Source organism: Peribacillus sp. NPDC097295 (assembly GCF_044761665.1).
GTDB lineage: Bacteria > Bacillota > Bacilli > Bacillales > DSM-1321 > Peribacillus.
Genome location: NZ_JBIWCW010000013.1, coordinates 1 through 22,870, shown reverse-complemented (window position 1 = coordinate 22,870; position 22,870 = coordinate 1). Strand labels below are relative to the sequence as shown.

Annotated in this window: 25 protein-coding genes; 13 read left to right on the top strand and 12 right to left on the bottom strand. The window is 34.8% G+C overall.

Going from position 1 to position 22,870, the window contains the following annotated elements:
• The first annotated feature begins 14 nt into the window (after nucleotides 1-14).
• The 5 genes from ACIQXN_RS16975 to ACIQXN_RS16955 all read left to right on the top strand — a co-directional run bounded on the left by ACIQXN_RS16975 (nucleotide 15) and on the right by ACIQXN_RS16955 (nucleotide 7,112).
• Entirely contained in the window at nucleotides 15-704 is a 690-nt protein-coding gene (locus ACIQXN_RS16975) for a DUF1028 domain-containing protein (RefSeq protein WP_402969151.1), read from the top strand.
• 25 nt (nucleotides 705-729) lie between these two features.
• The gene (locus tag ACIQXN_RS16970; RefSeq protein WP_402969148.1) at nucleotides 730-1,998 is read left to right on the top strand and encodes a Zn-dependent hydrolase; all 1,269 of its coding nucleotides are present in this window, start codon (nucleotides 730-732) and stop codon (nucleotides 1,996-1,998) included.
• A 38-nt stretch (nucleotides 1,999-2,036) separates the two neighbouring features.
• Complete coding sequence (locus ACIQXN_RS16965) at nucleotides 2,037-2,462, top strand: GlcG/HbpS family heme-binding protein (RefSeq protein ID WP_402969145.1); 426 nt, start codon at nucleotides 2,037-2,039, stop codon at nucleotides 2,460-2,462.
• Nucleotides 2,463-3,022: 560 nt separating this feature from the next.
• Entirely contained in the window at nucleotides 3,023-3,952 is a 930-nt protein-coding gene (locus tag ACIQXN_RS16960) for a hypothetical protein (protein WP_402969142.1), read from the top strand.
• On the top strand, nucleotides 3,942-7,112 hold the full coding sequence (locus ACIQXN_RS16955) for a DEAD/DEAH box helicase (RefSeq protein ID WP_402969139.1): 3,171 nt from the start codon (nucleotides 3,942-3,944) through the stop codon (nucleotides 7,110-7,112). The genes ACIQXN_RS16960 and ACIQXN_RS16955 overlap by 11 nt, the downstream gene beginning before the upstream one ends.
• A gap of 385 nt (nucleotides 7,113-7,497) precedes the next feature.
• Here ACIQXN_RS16955 and ACIQXN_RS16950 read toward each other — a convergent pair whose 3' ends face one another.
• Nucleotides 7,498-8,058, bottom strand: coding sequence for a recombinase family protein (locus tag ACIQXN_RS16950; protein ID WP_402969136.1), 561 nt, complete (start codon nucleotides 8,056-8,058; stop codon nucleotides 7,498-7,500).
• 564 nt (nucleotides 8,059-8,622) lie between these two features.
• Here ACIQXN_RS16950 and ACIQXN_RS16945 point away from each other — a divergent pair.
• The 7 genes from ACIQXN_RS16945 (at nucleotide 8,623) to ACIQXN_RS16915 (ending at nucleotide 14,318) form a co-directional block, all read left to right on the top strand.
• Entirely contained in the window at nucleotides 8,623-9,354 is a 732-nt protein-coding gene (locus tag ACIQXN_RS16945; protein ID WP_402969133.1) for an ATP-binding cassette domain-containing protein, read from the top strand.
• On the top strand, nucleotides 9,351-10,160 hold the full coding sequence (locus tag ACIQXN_RS16940; RefSeq protein ID WP_402969130.1) for an ABC transporter permease: 810 nt from the start codon (nucleotides 9,351-9,353) through the stop codon (nucleotides 10,158-10,160). Before ACIQXN_RS16945 ends, ACIQXN_RS16940 begins: the two co-directional genes overlap by 4 nt.
• Before the next feature lie 9 nt (nucleotides 10,161-10,169).
• On the top strand, nucleotides 10,170-10,940 hold the full coding sequence (locus ACIQXN_RS16935; RefSeq protein ID WP_402969127.1) for an ABC transporter permease: 771 nt from the start codon (nucleotides 10,170-10,172) through the stop codon (nucleotides 10,938-10,940).
• Between the two features lie 38 nt (nucleotides 10,941-10,978).
• A complete protein-coding gene (locus ACIQXN_RS16930; protein WP_402969124.1) occupies nucleotides 10,979-11,671 on the top strand; it encodes a response regulator transcription factor in 693 nt (230 codons plus the stop codon).
• Nucleotides 11,665-13,104: a sensor histidine kinase gene (locus ACIQXN_RS16925; protein WP_402969121.1), complete on the top strand. Its 1,440-nt coding sequence runs from the start codon at nucleotides 11,665-11,667 to the stop codon at nucleotides 13,102-13,104. Before ACIQXN_RS16930 ends, ACIQXN_RS16925 begins: the two co-directional genes overlap by 7 nt.
• Nucleotides 13,098-13,820: a response regulator transcription factor gene (locus tag ACIQXN_RS16920; protein WP_402969118.1), complete on the top strand. Its 723-nt coding sequence runs from the start codon at nucleotides 13,098-13,100 to the stop codon at nucleotides 13,818-13,820. The genes ACIQXN_RS16925 and ACIQXN_RS16920 overlap by 7 nt, the downstream gene beginning before the upstream one ends.
• 168 nt (nucleotides 13,821-13,988) lie before the next feature.
• Nucleotides 13,989-14,318, top strand: a complete 330-nt coding sequence (locus ACIQXN_RS16915) for a DUF3298 domain-containing protein (protein ID WP_402969303.1) — start codon at nucleotides 13,989-13,991, stop codon at nucleotides 14,316-14,318.
• Between the two features lie 450 nt (nucleotides 14,319-14,768).
• Here the strand turns inward: ACIQXN_RS16915 and ACIQXN_RS16910 are convergent, their stop codons facing one another.
• The 8 genes from ACIQXN_RS16910 to ACIQXN_RS16875 form a co-directional block, all read right to left on the bottom strand.
• Complete coding sequence (locus tag ACIQXN_RS16910; protein WP_402969115.1) at nucleotides 14,769-15,359, bottom strand: hypothetical protein; 591 nt, start codon at nucleotides 15,357-15,359, stop codon at nucleotides 14,769-14,771.
• Entirely contained in the window at nucleotides 15,343-15,756 is a 414-nt protein-coding gene (locus ACIQXN_RS16905) for a hypothetical protein (protein WP_402969112.1), read from the bottom strand. Before ACIQXN_RS16905 ends, ACIQXN_RS16910 begins: the two co-directional genes overlap by 17 nt.
• 234 nt (nucleotides 15,757-15,990) lie before the next feature.
• Complete coding sequence (locus ACIQXN_RS16900) at nucleotides 15,991-16,293, bottom strand: hypothetical protein (RefSeq protein ID WP_402969109.1); 303 nt, start codon at nucleotides 16,291-16,293, stop codon at nucleotides 15,991-15,993.
• Nucleotides 16,294-16,701: 408 nt separating this feature from the next.
• On the bottom strand, nucleotides 16,702-17,154 hold the full coding sequence (locus ACIQXN_RS16895; protein WP_402969106.1) for a JAB domain-containing protein: 453 nt from the start codon (nucleotides 17,152-17,154) through the stop codon (nucleotides 16,702-16,704).
• Nucleotides 17,155-17,800: 646 nt separating this feature from the next.
• Nucleotides 17,801-18,016: a hypothetical protein gene (locus tag ACIQXN_RS16890; RefSeq protein WP_402969103.1), complete on the bottom strand. Its 216-nt coding sequence runs from the start codon at nucleotides 18,014-18,016 to the stop codon at nucleotides 17,801-17,803.
• A gap of 695 nt (nucleotides 18,017-18,711) precedes the next feature.
• Nucleotides 18,712-19,356 (bottom strand): sporulation delaying protein family toxin, encoded by a 645-nt coding sequence (locus ACIQXN_RS16885; RefSeq protein WP_402969100.1) that lies wholly within the window; start codon nucleotides 19,354-19,356, stop codon nucleotides 18,712-18,714.
• Entirely contained in the window at nucleotides 19,353-20,267 is a 915-nt protein-coding gene (locus tag ACIQXN_RS16880) for a sporulation-delaying protein SdpB family protein (protein WP_402969097.1), read from the bottom strand. The genes ACIQXN_RS16885 and ACIQXN_RS16880 overlap by 4 nt, the downstream gene beginning before the upstream one ends.
• The gene (locus ACIQXN_RS16875; RefSeq protein ID WP_402969095.1) at nucleotides 20,260-20,793 is read right to left on the bottom strand and encodes an SdpA family antimicrobial peptide system protein; all 534 of its coding nucleotides are present in this window, start codon (nucleotides 20,791-20,793) and stop codon (nucleotides 20,260-20,262) included. Before ACIQXN_RS16875 ends, ACIQXN_RS16880 begins: the two co-directional genes overlap by 8 nt.
• Nucleotides 20,794-20,920: 127 nt before the next feature.
• Here ACIQXN_RS16875 and ACIQXN_RS16870 point away from each other — a divergent pair, with 127 nt between their 5' ends.
• Complete coding sequence (locus ACIQXN_RS16870; protein ID WP_402969092.1) at nucleotides 20,921-21,295, top strand: thiol-disulfide oxidoreductase DCC family protein; 375 nt, start codon at nucleotides 20,921-20,923, stop codon at nucleotides 21,293-21,295.
• A gap of 225 nt (nucleotides 21,296-21,520) precedes the next feature.
• On the opposite strand, the gene ACIQXN_RS16865 is transcribed toward ACIQXN_RS16870, so the two are convergent.
• The 3 genes from ACIQXN_RS16865 to ACIQXN_RS16855 all read right to left on the bottom strand — a co-directional run.
• Nucleotides 21,521-22,144, bottom strand: coding sequence for an SdpI family protein (locus tag ACIQXN_RS16865; protein ID WP_402969089.1), 624 nt, complete (start codon nucleotides 22,142-22,144; stop codon nucleotides 21,521-21,523).
• On the bottom strand, nucleotides 22,141-22,416 hold the full coding sequence (locus ACIQXN_RS16860) for an autorepressor SdpR family transcription factor (protein WP_402969086.1): 276 nt from the start codon (nucleotides 22,414-22,416) through the stop codon (nucleotides 22,141-22,143). The genes ACIQXN_RS16865 and ACIQXN_RS16860 overlap by 4 nt, the downstream gene beginning before the upstream one ends.
• A 250-nt stretch (nucleotides 22,417-22,666) precedes the next feature.
• A partial coding sequence (locus tag ACIQXN_RS16855; protein WP_402969082.1) for a transposase occupies nucleotides 22,667-22,870 on the bottom strand: 204 nt, incomplete at its 5' end.

The window sequence follows — 22,870 nt, the reverse complement described above, 5'->3', positions numbered from 1 at the left end:
AAGGGAGATTTCCCATGAAAATAACTAGCACATTTTCAATTGCAGGACGTTGTGAGTCTACAAACGCTTTAGGCGCTATCGTTACCTCAAGTAGTCCAGCTGTTGGAGCCAGATGTCCTTGGATTAAATCGAATGTAGGAATAGTACTAACCCAAAATGTAACAGACCCTCGTCTAGCAGACATTGGACTTTCTACTTTAGAGCAAGGTTATAATGCACAGGCCGCAATTCGAACAATGAAAACAGCCTCGGATTTTCCAGAGTTTAGACAACTAGCTGTCGTAGACTCTCATGGCGAAGCTAGTGTGTTTACTGGTGAAAAGGCCCTTGGGATTCACGGGGAATTTTTTGCAAACAACGTTGCATGTATTGGTAATCTTTTAAGTGATGCGGTGATACCAACAGCAATGGGGAATTACTTTATAAAAAGGACAGATCTTTCTCTAGCCGATCGCTTAATAGCATCACTTGAAGTTGGTTTTGACTTGGGGGGTGAGTTAGATCAAGAACGCTCCATCGCCCTTCTTGTTTATCTACCGGATATCCCTTTTGCTTATATAGACTTACGTGTCGATGACAGCGACCATCCTCTTAAAGATTTAAAAAAGCTATGGGATATTTATAAACATCAAGCAGAAGACTATAAAACAAGAGCAATTCAACCAGAACAAGCCCCTTCCTACGGTGTAATCGGTGATAAATAGATTATGAGAATTGCAGGTGAAACACTTGAGGAATTTTACAAACAAAGTAGATGTTCAGATAAATAGTAATAGATTATTGTCTGATATCCATAAATATGCACAATATGGGAAAACCCTTCAAGGTGGTGTGACACGACCCAGTTTCTCTATAGCTGACCACGATGTACGTACTTTATTAATCCAAGAATTAGAAAGCATTGGATTAGAAGTAAACATAGATGGTGCCGCCAATATATGGGGAATAAAAAAAGGCAATCAAAAGAAAAAAGGCAGCATTGTTATCGGCTCCCATTTAGATTCTGTTCCCAATGGGGGGGAATATGATGGACCCTTAGGTGTTCTTATGGCAAAAGAAATAATACAAACAATGATTGACCATAATATCACGCTGAATCATGATCTTGAAATTGTCTCTTTTACTGCAGAAGAAACAAACGATTTTAATCTATCCACTTTTGGTAGTCGATCATTTGTGGGGAGCTTAACAGCTGACAAATTACAGAATATCTATGACACAAAAGGAAATTCACTTCATTCGGAACTTAAAAAAGTTGGCGGGGATCTTAATCAATTTGCAAAAATGGAGGAAATGCGAAAAAGTAAAAAGGTGTTTATTGAACTTCACATCGAACAAGGTAAGAGATTAGAAAGAAATAACATTGCCGTGGCAGTAATAGATAAAGTGGTTGGGACGTATCGAAGTAAGGTAAAAGTGAATGGAGAATCGAATCACTCTGGAACAACATTGATGGAAGATCGGAAAGATGCACTAACAGCTACCGCAGAAATGATTCTTTCAATCGAACGTTATTGTAATAACATTGACAATGGTGTCGTCGGAACGGTCGGTACATTGAATGTATCTCCAAATACAGCGAACATTATCCCCGGATTAGTTAACTTTATCTTTGAAATAAGAGGAAGTTCAGAAGAACAAATAGAGAAGGCGATACAAACAATTCAAGAAAGTTGGCAATCCATCGCTAAAAAAAGAAAAGTAAACGTTCACCAGGAAGTTTTCCTAAATCAAAAACCGGTTGACTTAGATTACGACCTTGTTCACATCCTCCAGAAAACAGCACAGGAGATGTCAGAACCATATATGACTTTCTCGAGCATGGCCGTACATGATGCTGCACATATGTCAACAATATCAAAGTCAGTCATGATTTTCGTTAAAAGTATTGATGGAAAAAGTCATTGTCCAGAAGAATATAGTCATGCTGATGACATTGAAAAAGCCGGTAACCTAATGTTACAAAGCATCCTTAAGATTGATCAAGAACTAGTGTAACAATCCATTATATTTTAAGAATTAATAGGAGGATTCTCATGAATAAATTAACTTTAAAATTAGCAAAGCATTTAATTGCCGCAGCAGAACAAAAAGCAAATAACCTTAATCTATCTATGGTAATCTCTATTGTAGATGAAGGTGGAAATTTACTTGCTGTTCATCGTATGGATGACGCTTGGTTAGCCAGTATAAGTATAGCTCAAAACAAAGCTTGGACTTCTGTAGCATTAAAAATGCCAACATCAGCATTAGCCAATGCCACTACTCCTAATGCTGAACTATTTGGCTTAAACACAACCAATAATGGAAGAATAGTCGTTTTTGGTGGAGGAATCCCACTCGTTAAAGATGGAAAAGTCATTGGTGCTGTCGGCGTAAGTGGCAGTAGCGTCCCAAATGATATTCAAGTTGCCGAGGCAGCAATTAAAGCTTTTGAAGAACTAGCATTAGTTAGCAATTAGTATCATCACAAAAGTTCATGATATAACTATTTTAATTTTAACCGAGTATCTTTGGTTGTAATCGTCATAATAGCCATACTAATGTCTATGCAAGAGAACCAACCTTCTCTTCGCAACATTAAAATAATAAATAAGCTATATATTTCAAAAACACTCTATGATGCCAATTAAAAAAGCTACAGTGACAAAGACCTTATACCTTGTGAAAGATAAATTATACTAATGGTTCTAAAGAAATTGGATTATAAAGGTGCTATCCCAAAAGTCATTATCATGACACTTGGGACAGCACCTTACTTTTTGAGAGTGTTTATAACATGTATTATGTAAACTCTACATCTATTTGTAAAATTAATGTAAATTGTTTTCAAATTAAGATAACTGCAGTAGGTTACGATTACTATGAATCTCATTATATATAGTGTCTTTTTAGTTAAATTATCCTATAATTATAATGTATGGAATAAAATTTCCATATCATAGATAATGTAAATTAAAAAATGATTAATTTAGTCCAATTTACTAAATATTTATAGAGAAACTAAAGGGTGTGAAGATATTTGTTAGATTTAAATAAAACAGTAGGAGAATTAGTAACGGAATTATATGTTTTATGGGACGTTAAACATAAAAATTGGCCTGACTCTATAAATCCTTCTCATTTAGAATTTGAATTGAAGAATTTTGATTCTGAATCAGAGAAACAAATACTATTAGTCGCCTCTTTATGTTTTACTGTTAAATCAGGTGCATGGCAAACTTCCTACAGTGCTCTCAAAAGAATGCTACCTGATCAAGAATTTGAAGATACAACACTCGAGGAGATAAAAAATTATTTCACAGGAAAAGAATATACAGAAGATAAGCATACTTTCGATGAATATATAAGAAATCAAAGAAATCCATTTATTTTAGAATTAATGTCTCATGTAATGCTACATTCAATAGAAAATATTCATGCATGCAACCCTTTTAATTTTACATTACAAGGCATTCACTATATGCATTTAAGTTCCAAGAAACAAGGATTAGATTTAGCTGCGATTGCTAAGGATACAATAAATAATGAATATTATTTAGTCATTGGTGAATCTAAAAATCGAAAAAAACCTGCAGAAGGTACACTTGAAGCCCTTAGTGCCTTTAACAAGTTTGATAGTGGAAGTCATTGGCCAGATATTAGACAAGTTATGAGAACTGTCGCTAATAGTTTTGAAACACCCGACGATAAAATAAGTACAAAAATTTCACAACATATTTTATGGAAGAAGAAAATAATTTACAGATTAACTATTGAACATCGAAGTAATAAGCCAAAACTAGGTTCACAGTTTAGAGATTTTAAAACAAATACTCCTAACGTTGCCTACGCTCAGTTCAGACAATGCGAAGCAATTTCCACTGCAAGATTAGATAATTTCTATAACGCAGTTTCAGAAAAAATTATTAAATTTATTAAAGAAAAGGAACAGAAAACATATGTTGGATAGATATGCTAAAGAACGATATGAGGTTGCTTCAAGCTTATTAGAGGATATTAATGGAGAAGAAATACGACAATTATTGTTACAAATAACAATTGAGGCTTCAAAAAAAAACCTCAGAAACATTGATGACAATGAAGTTTACGGAAATTATGATTCAGAAACCCTAAAGCGTTTAGCTGAATCCTTATTATTTAGGATTGTATTTGATAAAAGTTTGACTTCCAACGAAAAAGAATCAGCGGCTCTAGTTTGTGCTTATGCTTATGAAACCTTATCTCCACCCCTTTCCGATGAAACTAAAATTGACATAGATAATTATGGATTTTTAAATAGAATTATTTCATCTTTACTCTATTACATTGCTGGTTATGATCCTAATGCAGAAGCTATAACCAGCCAACTTAGTGGAAATTTAGCATTTTTAAATAATAATACCTTAGAAGAGATTACTATGAAACAACTATACAATTTCACTAGATTAAAAATGCATCTTGTTTATGTTGAAGTAGATGAACCACTTGTCACAAATTTAAATAACTTTGAATTGTTAGATAAATATTGTAGACAAGCTTGTTTATGGAATTTAAGTAATTGTTTAAATAAATTTTCAAACGAGTATTGCTATGTTCATAATAATTGGAGTAATGATATCAACTCTGACTTATTAGATTTATATAGAAATTCTCGGGACTGTGGACAAGAGACTATTTCATTATTAACATTATTATTACTTCTTTTTGAAGAACTATCAAAAGAAAGAGCAATCTCTACTTTAAAAAACCCTACCCATTGTGATCCAGAAATATGGAAGATTCATATGAAACGTTATATAAATAATAGACTTTATCTTATATGGCCTCCTCATAAAGATGCCATAACCAAAGGGCTTTTATCCCTAAACACAAATAATATTATAGCAATTCCGACAGGTACAGGAAAAAGTTTAATAGCAGAGCATAAAGTGATTTCATATCTTCAAAGTGGATCTGTAGTTATATATTTAGCTCCTACTCTTGCTCTTTGCCGACAAATCACTAAAAATATGAAAAAAATCATGGATATACATAACAATGGTAAAGGAAAAAGTATTCTAATTGAAGAAGATGAGATTTTCAAAGATAATATTAATAAAAAAAATGAAGATGTTATCTTAGTTATGACTCCGGAAAAATGTGTTTCTTTAATTGCTAATAATACAGAATTAGTTGAAAGATGTAATCTTTGTGTGGTGGATGAATTTCACAATATTTTTCATGGGACAAGAGGAGCACTTTTAGATTTATTATTAAGCCGCATATCCCAGCTATCAGGTGCTTCTTTTCTAATTATGTCTGCTCTCATTGATGACTCTCCTAAGTTAAAGAAGTGGTTAGAAAACCTAAATGGGAATGATTTATCAATTACTGATACTAAATGGCGACCTGCAAGAACATTAAGAGGCTTTATTAGTCATCCTGAAACAGAAATGAATAGGGCTAAAAAAGAAGCTGAAAATAGCGGAAAGAAAACATATAAAACTAAATTAATTACACAATTATACTTTTGTGTACAAGATGTCTGGTTAGGAAATGGGAATGAAGCTTATCCGTTAGATTTACCAATTAAAATGGAAGTTAGATTTAAAAAGGTTAAAGGGCGATTTAGTGACTATTGGACTGTAGAAGGTTATGGTAATGATATATCCAGACAGTTAGGAAACTATTTAGCATCTAGTAATATGTCTGTATTGGTTTTTTCTCAAGGTACTAGGCACTTGTTATCAGAAATAAATAAACATAAAAGCATTGGTGTATTTCCACAAATCTTAACGGAAGTTACTAAAGCATATTTAACATTAGCAAAAGAAGAGTTAGGTTTTGAATCCGAATTAAGTGCTGGACTTATAAATGGGATCGGTATACATACACAGGCTTTAATAAATGAAGAACAACTGGCAGTTGAAGAGTTTTTCAAGAAAAGTACAAATGGGGTTTTATGTGCTACAGGTACAATATCTCAAGGATTAAACCTAGCTGCTTCAGTCGTAATTGTTAACACTACTAAACAACATTCTAATATTGAATCAAAATCACTGTCTAAAGCTGAAGTAATTAACATGTTAGGACGAGCAGGTAGGCCCGGGTTCGGTCAACAATCATTAGGATTAGTTGTTCCACAATATCCATCTACAACTTCAGAAAAAGGTTTTTCACTAGATGCTGATTCTACAGCTTATCTTGAAAGAGTTGATGGTGTTGAAAAAACAAGTTCAGGTTTATTAAATATCATTCATGAAATAGCTGAAAAAGAATTAAATGCGGACGGGGTAGATGATAATTTTACTTTAATGACCAATGTACTCGGTGCTCAATCAAAACCACTCCGAAGGGACTTATTAAAGAAAACTTTAGCGACACAATTTTTAGAAGATAAAACATTTGATTATGTATTTAATAAATGGGATTCATGGTTAGGTACCATTAATTCAGAAGAAAAAGAGCTAATTTTAAAAGCGGCTGTTAAATCAGCAAATAAGGCGAGTGTTATTGAAGTTATTTTAGGAACTATAGACCAAGTATCAGTGAAAACACTATTTAAAGTTGATCAAGACGAATCCATATGGATAGATTGGTTTTTTGAATGTATATCAAAACTAGATATTAACTTTATTCAAGAAAACATCCATGAATTGTTTATAACCAATGAAGTTATGATTAAATTTTTAAGAGGATGGATAACTGGCTCTTCAATATTAGAATTAGCAAATATTCTATATCAAAATCATATAGGCAATTTAAATCCAAAAAAACTAAATAGAAGTAGCCAAAGCAGTGTTGCCAAAACTATAAAAATTATTAAAGAAGGTATAAGAAATGTAAGCCATGTAGCTACTGCATATATCGCAATTATAAATATAATTTTAAACGAAGATTCCACCTCTATAAAATTGCCAGATAATTTCATAGCCTTATCTAGTTATTTTCGCTTAGGAGTACCTAATGAAATAGCTATAGAATATAGAAAGTTAGAGATTCCCAGAAAAATTTCTATTGAGTTATCAGAAAAAAATCATAGAAATACTAATGTCAAATCAATTTTAAACTTGTGGAAAATTGAAGGGAAGATTAGTGGGATAAAAATAAATAAAAACATAGAGGATGCTCTACTCACCATTTTAAAATAATAAGAAGGCCTTTCTCCTGTGAGCAAAGGTCTTTTTTGACGAGTTTCTTCTATTATATATAATGTTTTTATAAACTCCTTTTCTTCTTCCTTATTAAACAAATAAAATGTCGTCTTTTTAAACTCTTATTCCTGGTGTATCACCTCTCCACCTTCCAAACATTATAGGTTTCCTTAAACTCTGTTAACTTTCTGGTTTCGACACACCATTTTCTAAAAGGTATATCTATTTCACACGCTACTATTTCCATGTTGAGTCTAATTTTCTATTTCACTAATCAAGGAAAGAACCTGCATAACCAAATCTAAAATCCTCAAAATATATTATCATGCGATTTTAAACTCAACAAATCCATTTATCTTGTATAAACAATAGAATACACTTTTTAAAATATCACCTTACGTTTTCTTTTAGCCCTTATAAGGGTACTTTTAGAAATACCAGTCATGTTTTCCACTTGCTTATAGGAATTTGTTTTCAATAGCTGTAGTGCATGATCTATCTGTGTCTTACTAAATTTTTTAGGCCTACCTTCCCTAAAATCCTCACGCAGTTTCGCAATAGCTTTCCCTTCTTGAGTTCGCTCCACAATCATATCCCGTTCAAACTCGGCAAAAGCACTCATCACACTAAAAATCAATTTTCCTGTTGGTGTATTCTCCACCAGACCCATATTCAAAATATGTACCTTTACGCCTTTTTCAAATAATGACTTTATTGTCTTTAGAGCATCCACTGTGGACCTTGCAAAACGGTCCAGCTTGGTAACGACAAGTGTGTCCCCAACTTGCAGCAAAGAAAGCAATTCTTGAAATTGCGGCCGATCCGATTTGGTACCCGTGAACTTTTCGGAATAAATTTTTTCACACCCCTCTTTTTCTAAAGCTTGAAGTTGTGCTGCTAAATCCTGACTAACTGTACTAACCCTTGCATACCCGTATTTCATGTTCTATTTCCCCTTTTTACGCTTCACTTATAACCCTAAGTTATGACACCTGTCTATCTATTGATATTACTACACTACGAAAAGGGGGTCAAATCTTTTAAGTTATGACACTGTTTATTAATCGAAATCAAAAAGAGTTGATTTTCAAATAGGGCATCTTACTTAAATTAATCAACTCGTAAAGTAATAAGAAAAGCGTAGGAAGAACAACACTAAAAACGGACGTCGCTTTCAGATTAAAGCCATCCACTATACGTACCCGGATTACCAAACACGAGTGAAAGAAAAAATTGGGCTGGTACAATCGATGTCTCGTCGAATCAACTGCTCCAATTTTTCCCATGACCTTTCGAATGCATTTTCTGCGGCTGAGGATTTTGCTAATTGACGATACGGATTCTGAGGTCACACCTTCACGAAGAAATTACACTCTGCTCTCAATTCAGTTTAGGAATTTCCGAAAGTATGCATCAGACAAAAAATCTTTTTTCAAAATTTTTGTTCTTAATGTTTATACTTTTTTTATATTTGTATCTTATTATTTCTTTATTAGGAGGGGTGACAGTGAATAAAACAAAAATATTAGAGGTCAAAAACATTAGTAAAACCGTAAAAGGGAAAAAAATATTGGATGATATTTCATTTGATCTATTCGCGAATGATATTTGTGGGTTCGTAGGACCAAATGGGTCAGGAAAGACCACACTCATTAGAATTCTCACAGGCCTTATACATCCGACCAAAGGAAATGTCGTTATAAATGGTACTGACGTTAATACAAGTAAGCGACAAGCTTTAAAACATGTCGGAGCCATTGTAGAATCCCCTATATTTTTCTCTTATATGACCGGAAAGCAAAATTTAATAAATTTAGCTAGGATAACCAGTGGTGTAGGTGAAAGAAATGTAAAAGATAGAGTAAAAGAAGTTTTAAAGATTGTTGGACTGGAAAATAGAGGAGATGACAAAGTAGACAGTTATTCTCTAGGGATGAAACAGCGTTTAGGAATTGCGCAGGCTTTGTTAGGGGAACCTCAATTCATCATTTTGGATGAGCCATCCAATGGGTTAGATCCGGTTGGCATGAAAGAACTTAGAGAACTTATTTTAGCCTTGAATAGGAAAAAGGGAATAACCTTTCTCATCTCTAGCCATTTGATTAAAGAATTAGAAATGGTATGTAAATCATGGGTGATGATTAATAAGGGAAAGATCACCTGGCAAGGAAAAGATACCGAATTAGGGAGTACAAATGAAGATTTAGAACAGAAATTCATTGAGATGATGACCCAATGATAAAACTAATCTATGCCGAATGGCAAAGGATGTGGATAAGAAAGAGCACCTGGTTATTCTTAATTACCATTCCTCTAATTTTGTTCGCATCTTTTCGATATTTATCGAACCATAATGAGCTTATCCCTAATGATTCACCTGATTATACGTACGCCAACTCCTTTCCCATCATGGGATTGGCTGAACAGTTAACCTTTGCCTTCAATATAATCGTTTTAATCATCATAATATTAAGCTTTGCCCAAGAAATACATACGGGGCAATTACGACTGGTCATACAACGTTCTTTTTCATATCGAGAAGTTATATTTTCCAAATTAGTCAATGTACAATTATTTATTTTAATTTTCCTTTCTATCTATTTCGTGGTTAGTTATCTTTTTGGTTTTTCGATGTTTGATTACAAACATGAAATTAACTTGTTCTTTTATGAAAGTGAAAAATCCAGTATCTTTGTCTTTCTTTACACTGTAGCCTATTATGGTCTAACCTTTCTTTCATTGATAGCCATGTCGAGCGTTTTCGCGTTGTTTTCGATTGTCAGTAAGTCGACCACAAGTGCCATTGGGCTTGGAATGGGGTTTCTACTATCCTCTATCGTTTATCCAACGATTTTTAACATGGCCGGATTTTCTTCACCGTTTATATTATTTAGTTCTTTACCTATGATTCAATATCAAGGGATCGCCGTCATGTTAGCATCAAAGGCCGTCTTTTATTTTAATCTTGCTGTTTTACTAACCTATATCATCGTGGCGAATTCCTTCATGATTTATTTTACTAACAAAAAAGACTTTTTTTATTGAGGTGAAGATATGAATTTACTATTAAAGAACGAATTCCAGAAGATTTTCCTTAGAAAGAAAACGATCGTACTACTCATCATGTACACTGTCATTGTACTTGGTTCTTGTTTGTTTTTAAATTACTATGGCTTAGGTAATTATTCAAACAACACCCCGCAAGTCAAGGTGAACAGCCTTAATTTACCGATTTTAGTGGCGAAAGAGTCTTTTTTCATTCTTAATTTTATTATTTTCCCTCTTTTATTTCTCGATAGTTTCAGCGGAGAGTTAAAATCAGGAGCCTATAGAATGACCCTTATCCGTCCTGTATCAAGATTTAAATTGCTATTTTCAAAATACGTATCTCAAATTATGTTGGTCTTTGTATTTTTAGCCGTTTTACTAATCGTTAGTTATATTTTCGGGTACATGATGAGTCCCCATGTAGACCGAATTACCTTTTCCAAACCATACATGAACCTCACAGTTTTTGAATCCGTTTTATATACGCTAAGCTTTTATGCCTTGCTGTTTCTAATCGTGATTAGCCTACTTGCCCTTGTTAGTGTTATCAGTACGCTTATTCCTAATACCTCTTTAGGTTTCCTTTTTACACTCGGATTCATGATTGGGTCTGTTTATATAAGTGACATATTTTCATACTTCATCCTACCCGGCCAATATATTTTCAACCAATTAAACAATTTAAATATTCTGTTCTTCTTATCAACTGGTATAATTATCCTATTCGGTGGTTTTTTTAATTTCATAATATGGAGAAACAAGGACTTCTTTGAGTAAAAGGGCTTAACGCTTGAATGCAGCAAGGGGGGATTTTTATGACTAAAACAATCTTGGTAGTGGATGATGAGCAGGAAATAGTTGATTTTCTAAGAGATATCCTTTTATTAGAAGGTTATATGGTTCTTACTGCTTTAAATGGAACAAACGCCATTCAATCATTAAGTCCAGACATTAATTTAATCATTTTAGACGTAATGTTACCGGATATGGATGGATTCGATGTTTGTCGGGAAATAAGAAAATCATTATCTTGCCCCATTCTTTTTTTGAGTGCTGACGACACCGAAAAATCAAAAATACAAGGATTGATGATAGGAGGAGATGATTATATTCACAAGCCTTTTAGTGTAAGTGAACTTAAGGCTCGAATAATAGCTAATTTAAGAAGAGTAAAAGATTTTGGGAATATAGGCAAAGATAAACTGTTAACCTTCGAGAATATTAAAATCAATCTGAATACCTATGAAGTCTTTATTAAAGATCAACCAGTCCGTTTTACTAAAACAGAGTTTGATTTATTAAAAACATTCGCTCTACATCCTCAACAAATCCTTACAAAAGAGCAATTATTTGATCAAGTATGGGGATACAACAGTGAGTCGGACCTATTAACCGTTGTGGAGCACGTCAAAAAGATCAGGACGAAACTCGCTTTGTTAGATTCAGATTATAAATATATTGAAACCTCCTGGGGTATCGGATATAAGTGGAGTATTTCAAAATGTTAAAAGACTTATCCATAAAAAAACAATTGCAAGTTGGCTTTTTCATCATTCTGATAGGGAGTATTTTCCTTACCTTCTTTACGCTTGTCTTGGGAGTAATATATTTAATAAAGAATGACGAAAAGGTCAAACCTGCAAATTATTACGAGCAACGGTTACCGACAATCGAAGATTATATTAGCCAAAATGGTAAAAAGTTACTTGATCTCAACGAGAAAGAGAACATGGAAAAACAAATTCCTAAAGAAGGAATTAAATATCTCGTGCTCAATTCTGAAGGGAAATCCTTATATGGAACATTGTCGAAAAACTCAATCAGCCCTTCGAATCCTTTGGTTCAAAACCTTAACAAAAGAGTACATAGCAAGGATGACAAAAATAACCTTACTTATTATGTCCCAATTTCAGATGAAAATAACAAACTTAAAGGCGCCGTGGCCTTGAATTACGATATTAAGATATCCTACTCCTCCACCTGGCCGGTATTGATTGTCATTGGACTGGTTTCTTCACCGTTTATCTATATTACCTTACTAACGTTATTGGTCTCTAGCATTATTGGAAAAAGAGTTTCCATTCCCATAAAAAATTTAATTGAAGCCTCCAACAGAATTAAGAATAAAGATTTGAACTTTCAAATTCATTATGCCGCCAAAAATGAAATAGGAGACTTAACTAATTCATTCGAACAAATGAGAAGCGAGTTGGAGACTAGTTTGACACAGCAATGGAAGCTGGAACAGGATAAAAGAGATTATTTAAAAGCAATATCTCATGATTTAAAAACCCCTTTGACAATCATTAAAGGGCATGCAGAAGGCTTGATCGAAGGAATATGGAAAAATGAGACCTTGCTTTTCAAATACCTTAATACCATAACTTCCAATGTAGACAGAACATCCAAATTATTAAATGAGATTAACCAGATAACAGAGATAGATAGCTTCTCATATACGTTATTCTTACAAAACATCGACATAGAGCCGTTTTTAGAAGAGCAAATTACAAATTTCTCTCATTTATCCGATAAGGAACAAGTTAATTTAGATGTAACGATTACAAACGAACATGATATCAAGACATTCACATTGGATAAAGGTCGTATAGGTCAAGTAATTGATAATATTCTCATGAATAGCTTAAGGTTTACCCCACCTAATGGTATCATTAAAATTTCTATTATGATTGACCATGAAACACTATCGTTTCAGGTTCACGATTCCGGACCGGGCATAAAAAACCCAAATAAGATCTTCGATAAATTTTATCAAGAAAAACACGCCCATTTTAACAAGGTAGGTCACTCCGGTTTAGGATTGTATATTGCTAATACTATTATTAAAAAACATAATGGATCAATCTCTGCGGGTAAATCCGAATATGGTGGAGCCCACATTTGTTTTATTATACCTAGTGGAGGAATTGAAAATTGGTAACTTTTAATGATAAAAAAATACTTATAATCGATGATGAATCAGAAATTACATTTCTTCTACAGAATAGTTTTGAAGCAGATGGTTACCAAGTGGTGGCTGCTAATACGGGTGTCGATGGAATTATAGAAGCACGGCGGTTCAACCCTAATATTATGATCATAGACATTACCATGCCTGACTTGAATGGTTACAAAGTGATACAAATTTTACGTGAAGAAATGAATATTCCCATGATTTTATTAAGTGCAAGACATACTGAAAAAGATAAAGTATATGGGTTGGGTATTGGGGCGAACGACTTCGTTGCCAAACCATTTAGCATTTCTGAATTAAAAGCGAGGGTTATCGCTCATCTTCGGAGCTTTGAACGGATCAGTAAAAACGAAGGAGTTTTATCAAAACAAACCTTGAAATTCGATAAAATGTCCATCAACTTTAATGAACAGATGATTTATTATGATTGTAAGGAGATATCTTTGACTCATAAAGAACTGGAGATTATTAAATTGTTAACCCTAAACCAAGGGCAGACCTTTACGAGGGAACAAATTTACAAAAGTTTATGGGAAGAGGACAGTTATTATGATGAGCATATCATTACAGAATACATTAAGAAAATCAGAAAGAAACTCAGTCAATTTAATTGTCAAAATTATATTCAAACGGTGTGGGGCGTAGGTTATCGATGGGGAAGTTATCCACAGGTTAAAGGATAAAAAAATAAAAAAGTTGAAGATAAAATCAATAAGGCCTTATTGGCTCACATAAAAAAAAGTTATAACGAACTGTTAGAAATAATATCTGATGGAGAACTTAGTGTTAATTTTCAATATAAAACCAAATACAAGGTCAGCTTTAATAAGAATAATATCCTAAGTATTGAAATGTATGATAGGGTGGACTTCGGTAACAAGCTTCCCTCTGGGCCCTTCGAGACCTACAATTATAATATTTCTACTGGGAAAAGACTTTACCTTAATCAAGTACTAACATCCATTTCTGATTATAAAAAAGTACATACCTATGCTTATAAAAAATTGAAAAAGCAAGACTATGTATACGCTAGTCTTGAACCTGATTTCTTTACAATTGACAAGAATACTAAGTTTGTCTATGAAAATAGTGGAATCAGTATTATATTCGAGACTTATGAAGTAGCTCCAGTGATGTACCCAAATCCAAAACTTAAAATACCTAGATCTGTCTATGAGTGAAAGTATAATAGCTAGGGCTATTAATTATAAGTATTAAGAAAAAACAAGTGGGATGATGGCTGAATCTAAATAAGGAAATCCCATTAAGACCTCTCTTCGTGTTATATACTTGCATCAAATCGTTAACACCCTAGGTTAGCAAGTCTTTAAGTGAAAGCAGTTTAAAACGGATTTTTCCCCTACCGCGCTTTCGCTTGGTGGCCCTCTTCAATCAAGTACAGAGATAGTTCTCTTCTCTACTTGATTGAAGAGGGAATATAATCCTTGAATTTAATTTGTGACTTCGTTAGTTGGCCCCCTATATTAAATCGAGAGACAATTATCTATCTTAAAGGTCGTTCATTTCATTGTAGAGCTATTCTCAAGCATGCAATAGTTTAAAAAACACTATATACAAGTCGAAAAACAGTATTGCTTCGATTCTGGTCATGGTCCGTATAAATCAATTTCCTATTCTTCCTCACTATCAAGGATTCGGAGAATGGTATTCATGGCTTCCACATTATTGCCTTTACGAAATTTATCGATAAAATCAATGTACAGTAGTTCAAAAACCCTTTCGAGGGTATACCCATGGTGTTGCTGCACTTCTTCCATGTCCGCCAATAGTATTTCTCCACGTAAAGCTGATTTCCTTCTCATGCGCAAATGTAATGGTTGCATCTCTTGATGGGTTTCTCTCTGGACAAGCTGAAAGACAGAATCTGTTTTCTTTTCCAAACTGGAATCTTTACCTGCCTGCCGTTCCAAAGACGTCAGAAGCTTAAATATGGCCCTGGGATCGGGATTCTTTTTGGCGAAAGTAAGGAAATCATTATATAAGAGCTTCATCAGGTCATTTTGTATAAACTCCATTTCCGATAAATCTTGAATGTCTTCACAAAAAACTTCTGCTCTTAAATACAAGTTAAGGGGAACCTGGATGGATAATAAAATGATTGATGACTTATTCATTTTATGAAACATCTTGCCAATGAAATTAGTGGATCCGATTAGAGATAACTCTTCATCTATAAGATTGGCGTTACTGTATTTCGCCATCGCTTATTCCCCCAAGCTGTTTTTTCTTATATGCTTCCACAAAAATCCTGTGGGCCGCCTTCCTGATGCTACATCTCCAATCGGCCGCATATTCTCCTATTTTCTGAAATACCTCATGGTCCACCTTGCAGTGGATGGTATTAGGTAGGTCATTATAGGTGACGTCTGGATATACGAACACCTGATCAAGACCAAATAGAAGGATTTCGGTTCCTAATGCCGTCTTTGATCCGTTCCAATGTCTCCTGGATTCTCTTCTAATGAAGAAATCCATGGAGTCTGTAACAGGTATTTTGATGTCATGAAGCTTATCCGTTCGTACTTTTCTTTTTTGTTGTTCTTGGCCCTCTTTTTTTTTCTTATTGAGGACCGGGTTCAAATGCTTATCCTTCCTCATTCGATTTCCCCCCTTTTGTACGGCTTTTTCCTTGGGTTGGTTGGTCATCCGGTCATCAAGTATCGTCCATTTGGTGAAGGGAGGTATAAAAAATCCATTTCCCGTTAACCCTTTAGCTAAGTGAGGTGAAATGGAATGAGTAAAGATATCTCAAAAGAAATAGCCAAAGCATTAGCCAATAAGGCATCAACACTCCATTCATTAAAGAGTACCGAAAAACCTAAAAATAACTAATCATGCAATGACAATTTTGATACCACCCTGCTCCACAAGCTTTAAGCGTCCCTCATCACCCTGTTTTCTGATATAGTTCTGGTCCTTCCAACACCTCTCCTCATGGATGGACCATCCTGGACAGGGGAGAGGGACGTCATTCATTTGATGTTTTTTAAGGATAGCTTTGTATTGGTCCGAATGGGCAGCCACAAATAAGGCTAACCGGATCAGTTGGTTCCGGTCCAGCTCCGTCGCTTTAAAAAGATCTTCAATATACTCCTTATACATATCCGGATAGCGTACAGTCGGTCTATATACCATTTGCCATGCCTCCTCTATATAAAAGTGTATGGACGTCATCTGGTTTACATGCCTCAACATGAATGTATAATTTGGGAAGACATCCTATAAAACTCCTCTATCGGGTTGTTCCTATACCGAAGTCTTGATATTCAACTGGTACGCCACGGGCGTGCTTTTTTTGATGCCTGGATCCCTTTCAGTCATACATCGTTTTTTAATCGGTGCGACATAATGGGGGAAAACGCCTCATCAGGTGAATGCATTTCTTTGTTCTTCCTCCCTGAATCAATTACTAACAGGTTTATGTAAGGTTGCCCCGGCAACCGCCCTGCAGGCTCGATGCCTGCTTCAGATCAAGGAAAAAACGGCCGTTTTTTCCTTCCATGCGTAAGCCGGCACCAGCTTCCCAGCCGGTGCCCGTTTCCTTTATAGATATCCTTTTTCCTTCAAACTAACATGGTTTCCTAGATGGCTCACTATCACATGGTCAAGGAGCTCAATCCCGAGTATCTTCCCTGCTTCGGCCAATCGCTTCGTGACTTCGATGTCTTCACGGCTCGGCGTCGGGTCGCCGGAGGGATGCTGGTGGCTGACGATGATGGAGGCCGCATTGTTCAATACCGCGCATTTCAACACGTCACGTGGATGGACGATGCTCGCGTTCAGGCTCCCTGTGTGGGCTCGGTGAAGCCCGACCACCTGGTTCTTCGTGTTGAGCATCATCACGAGGAAGACTTCCCGGTCCTCATGGGCAATATACGAGGCTGCTAATTCCTGGGCTTGATGAGGCGATGAGATTTGAAAGGTCGTGAACGGGTCTGACGTCTCCCTGATTTCCTGCCTGATGCGAACGACTTCAAAGATTGGGGCTAATTCCATTTTTCCAACACTCCTTCAAGGTTTTTTGGTTTGCCTTTATGGGTTTGGGGTCGATGTCTTGTCCCTTTTGACTTGCGAAGCGCCTCAGTTCCCCAAAGGGGGATGATTTTTCCCCTTTTGCAAGTAGAACGAAAAACACGCATAGGCAATCGGTCAAGGGAGATCTGAGCGCCAAAGTTTTTCATGTTGCGCAAGCGTCCGTAATGAAAAAGTTTGGTGCCCCTTGACCGGTTGTCTAGCCTTCTTGCCTTCCTGCCGGAAAGGTTCGGGTGTCCTGCCGGCTGGAAGGCTAGAAAGCTTGCGCTGTTTTACGATTCGGAAGGCAAAAGGGAAAATCAATAAAATAAGCAGCCGGTTGGCTGCTTTCCTTCGGACTTATGGTATTCGCTTTCGGCTCGACCTTCTACTCTTGGTTCTTATGTTTTGACCCATCCCTTGATTTCCCGCCCTTCGGCTCGTTCGGTATGGCGGCGAAGCCGTAAAGGGATCAGGAACTTACGGACTGTAGGCGGCCCGCCGTACAGACCGTGGTTATCGAGCCCTTTAATGCCGAAGCGACACGTACGGAATGACGGAAAGGCGCCCTTCCCTTTCCAATCAGTCCGTAGTGCCACCGCCCGGCCTCTTTCCTGAAAGTAAAAAGGGACTAAGACATAACCGCCTGGACTCCAAAGACTCGCTGCTCATGATCGGCCATCACACAATGATCTTCAAATCCATAACCAACTTTCAAATGCTGTACGACCCGGTTATGGATATCGCAAATGACCTCCCCATATTTCTCTTTCTCCCGATCGAATTCCTCGATGTCCACGAAATGAAGGACATACATCCACCTGGGTCCGATACCCTTGACCATCACTTGCAGGAGCCTCAAGGTGAAGTACCGTTGAAAATAATCATGGCCTTCGTAAAGCAATAAAAACTGCCTGTCCTAAAATCTATCGCCCTCAACCCCTTCCACTTCAAAAAAGGAAACCCCATTGATTATCTGAATCATATCCATCACTCCTTGACTTGAATTACCTCCAGCTTACTTGAATTCCTGCCAAAGGAAAAATTTTTCATAAAATATATTTTCATAACATATTTCCACAGAATAAAACTATGGAAGTGCAAATAGTAGATTAATTGAAAAGGATTTTACAAGAGAAGAACGAAGAGATCTTACCATATGGAAAGAATATTGTGGGAGTCTGGAACTGCAACAGATCAGGAGGTCAACCTTAAAGAAGTAGAGTACATAAGGTATTATAAATCAAATGATTCAAGTATTGGTTATAATCGTTGGCCAAAATTCAAACCCCTTTGATAGCGAAAAATGTAAAAGTGCGGGATGTGTATAAACAACGAAAATCTCTATGACGCGGATAGAATGGCCTATGGATAGTAGATTTAAAAAATAATGAAGCTATATATGATAAAACTGAATGGGGCTGTCCCAAAAGTCATTGATAATGACTTTTGGAGACAGCACCATTTTTCCATTGGATTATTTTAATTTCAATCTAGTCAAAACATTCTATATTAAGAATGATTCCCTTATTTATTATATTATTAGTTTGCGAATGAAGTTGCTACTTCATTAACGATTGCTTCTTTACCAAATTGAGTAGTTTCACCAATAGATTTCTTACCATTCCATAAGTATTTTGTTGTCGTAACAGCTAGGTAAGCGACAACCGCACCACCAGCTGTTGCAACTACAGCATGCGTAACACCTGCTACTGCACTAACAGCGGCTGCAGCGTAAGCAACATATAACACGCAAGTTCCTTCAGCACCACCATCAGCGATAACACTTTTGTTTGGTTGATATTTACCAGATTCAACGTATTTACCTAAGTACTCTCCACCCAATTCTAATGTGTTTTCGATTTCTACTTGATTACCACTATAGATAGCATCTTCTAAATCCTCGAAATAATCTGGATCAGAAGTTTTAATAGATTTCACTAATTTATTTGTGAAGTCCAATCCTTGTTCTGTATTGGAAGTTTCTTTACCCTCTTCAGTCCATAAGTCATCTAATAAATTACTAGCTTCACCTTGCCCAAAAAGGATTGCCTTGTAAAGTTCTTCCCCGGTGTACTCATTGTTTGCTTGTGCTTTTGCATTTGCGTTAATACCTGTTGTAGAGAATGTAATGCCAAATAATAAAGCTCCCACCATCAAAAATGTTAACCACTTTCTACCTCTCATACTTCTACCTCCAGTGAATTTTTTTTATATGTAAAGAACTTAAATTTATAGTTTTGCTCCAATGGTCGCAAATATAAAATTAACGTTCCAAACATCACAGTAGAGAAACTAATTAGACCTAACATAATTGCAATAGTTTCATGAAATAATAAAGCAAAAATAAACATCTTACCCCAATTCTTTTTAGGTAAAAATAATGCACATACTAAAAGTGTTTGGAGAATAATAGTTCCCCAGGTAGGGATTACAACCAAAGGGCTTGATAAGATAGGATTTGCCATGCTTTTGAAAATACTAGGTAAACCTAACATAGTGTCTTGCATGTAATAATAAACGGCAGTCCCATCCACCCATTCAGTATTACCTAATTTAGCAATAGTAGAATGGAAGTATAAAATTGCAACTTGAATCCTAATGAAGTTATAGGTAACAAAGCTAACTATTTTGCTAGTAGTTCTATTAGTAGGGATATACGAGGTATCCCAATGCCACTTTCTAGGATCAGTAAGCGCTATAGGAATTAGTAAAAGAGCCATTACAACATTTACTTGCTCTCCTCCGTCGATAGTGGTTCCTGCAGCATTTAAACTGTATGCTATGTAAAAATGTAATAGACAAGTAAATCTAGGTCTCCAACCTATAACGACTAAAACCAAGATGAAAATAAATATCCATTTAACAATAGATAAATAGAAATAGTCTTGGGGAACTAGACTAAATAAACTAATAGTACCGGAATTGGTTATAGTATCTTGGCCAGAAGATGGTCTAAAAAATATAGTGACATCATTAAATAAGAAAGTTATTAATAATGATAAACCCATAAGACTTCTAGCTAGTCCATATACATTTGTCCATGGATTAAAATTGTTTATTATCGTTGTGGTGTACTCATTAAGTTTCCTAATCATTAACTTTTACCCTCACTATCTTTGATGGCATAATTAAATCTTTATTTTTAGCCCAATTCCACGGAGTTGATTCTTGAAAAATAATACCTACGTCTCCAAGTATAGTTGGATTTGGAGAATCATTATCAACTGTAATAGACTTCATTTTTTTTAATTCTTTTACCGGGTCTCCCTTAACTTCTTTCCAGTCACTCACAGTTACCTTTGAAGATATTCTTCCAGCTTCTATTCCTTGAGATCTACCTTTCCGATTAATACCGAATAAATTATCAACTCTATTATTTGGCCATTGAACTGCTAATTCACCTGTTTGCATATTAATTATTGTAAAAGTAGTATCACGTGGATCCTTGCTGTAAAACCCCCAACCTTGAGGAAACCAAGAATAGATATGTATTTCGTTCGATAATGGTAAGTGTTTTATAGGATTATTAGGCATGATTTGCATTATCCCATAAAAAAACAAAAGGAAAAAAAAGAGGATGGAGATCAAAAATGTTATTGCATCATTGGATAATTTAGACAAGATAGTCACCTACTATTTTCCATATTTTTCTTTATGTGGATTATTATAACATCTTTTGTAATGTTATGTTAAAATTAATTTAAAATTAATTTAAATTTTTAATATATTTAAAATAAGAGGTGAGTAAATGAAAAATATGATAGCTTTTTTTGATTCTGATTGCTTACATTGTAATAGATTTATTAATTTTGTAATGCGAATTGATCAAAACGGGAGAGTGAAGTTTTCAAAAATAAACGGAGAATTATACCAAAGAGTAATTAGTAATTCAGCCAAGAAGGTTGATAGCATAATTTATTTAAAAAATGATAAAGAATATTTATATTCTGACGCAATTGTAAGAATATTAAGCGATGCTAATCCTTTTTTTAGACTTCTCTTAATTCAAAATCTCTTACCTAAATATTTCAGAGAAAAAATTTACACTTTTTTTGCTAGCAAAAGAAAAAAAGTTGAATATTGTCCATTACCTAAAAAAGAATTTAGAGATAGATTTATGTAATATAAGGATTTTTAAATATTAGTTCAGTGATATGAAAAGTAACGAAAGCAACTATTTAAATCCTAAATTATGAAATAAAGGCGTCTACCTCTTTCAATGAATAATAATAAAAATAAAAAAAACAGGTGGAGAAAAACAAATCGTTTTTCTCCACCTGTTTCATTTTGGGACTTATTAGAATCCCCTTCAGTTTGAAATGACAGTAAAAATTATCATTTTTAGCATTTATAATATTTCTTTTTGGATTCTATTTGCATAAATGTATATAGAGCATATTCCTACTATAAGTATAAAAACAGATGATATAACCGCTATTAGAATAGGAATCAAGGAGGTAAGAGCAATAAGGACACCCACTATAAAAAAGACAAAACCGGAATATCTCTGTGTTCTTTTCCATATCGTTTCTTTGCTTAAAGTTGCAGCTGTTCTCACTCCAATAAAATAGTTTTTCTTTATCTGTGGTGCATAATTTCCAATTAGTACAAAAAACAAACCGATTAGAACGAATAAAAATCTTCCTGTTTGCAGAGATTCGTCTTTAATATTTAACAAGAATAAAACGTTTAGCACAAAAGTAAAAAGAATCATAAAAGTGGTAATTGGGGTGTTTATTTTCTGTTTATTCTGATTTTTATTATCGTACATAATGAATAAATAGGTTATCAACAAGAGAACGAAGCTAAGTATCAAGAACAGTATCATTATGAGAAGTTTTCCCCCATATTGATCCGGATTACCATTAGAATCAAAATGCATTGCTACTTCACTTGGTAAATAATTATACGAGAATACCCAAACTAGTATTATTGCAATAAAAGAACTAAGTAACGCCCAGAGATGTCTCATTTTTCATCTTCCTCCTTGGTATTAGCAAAATTAAAAACCCAACCTAAGATTTCTTGAAAAACCGTTAAATTCAAAGAGTAAATTACATATTTGCCTTCTTTAAATGAGTCAATCAAATTAGCATTTTTTAATAAGGCTAAATGTTGAGATATACTTGGTTGAGAAATTTTAAAATATCCTGAAATTTCGCTTACAGTCATATCTTTTTCCTTTAAGAGATCTAATATTTTCCTTCGAGTTTCATCGGCAATCACTTTATATACATCAAACAATTCCTCACCTCCTTTTCAAATATATCAACATATAGCTATATAACTATATGTTAACACACATAAACTTTTATGTAAATTATTGGTATTTAAAATGTTACTAAATATAAAATAAAACAAAAAAATCCCTCCTGGGAAGGATCGCAGTTTGTCGACAAAAGGGGTCCGGAATGATTTCATTCCGGACCCCTTTTGATATTTTCTTGAAATTTTGCTCGAGATTTAAAGTATAGGTCTCTACGAGCCCACTTTGTTAGGCCATTTTTGGACCTTGCCATGTCCAAATGGCCATCTTCTTTAAATTCATGGCAGCGAAAGTAAGCATCGCCTGCATCGACAATTTTTTAAGTTCCCTTAAAGTAGTCCAACGCATACCATGCTTTTCTTTTGCATCTGCGAATACACGCTCAATCGTTTCCTTGCGTTTCGCATAGATAGGTTTTACATCTTGATGATG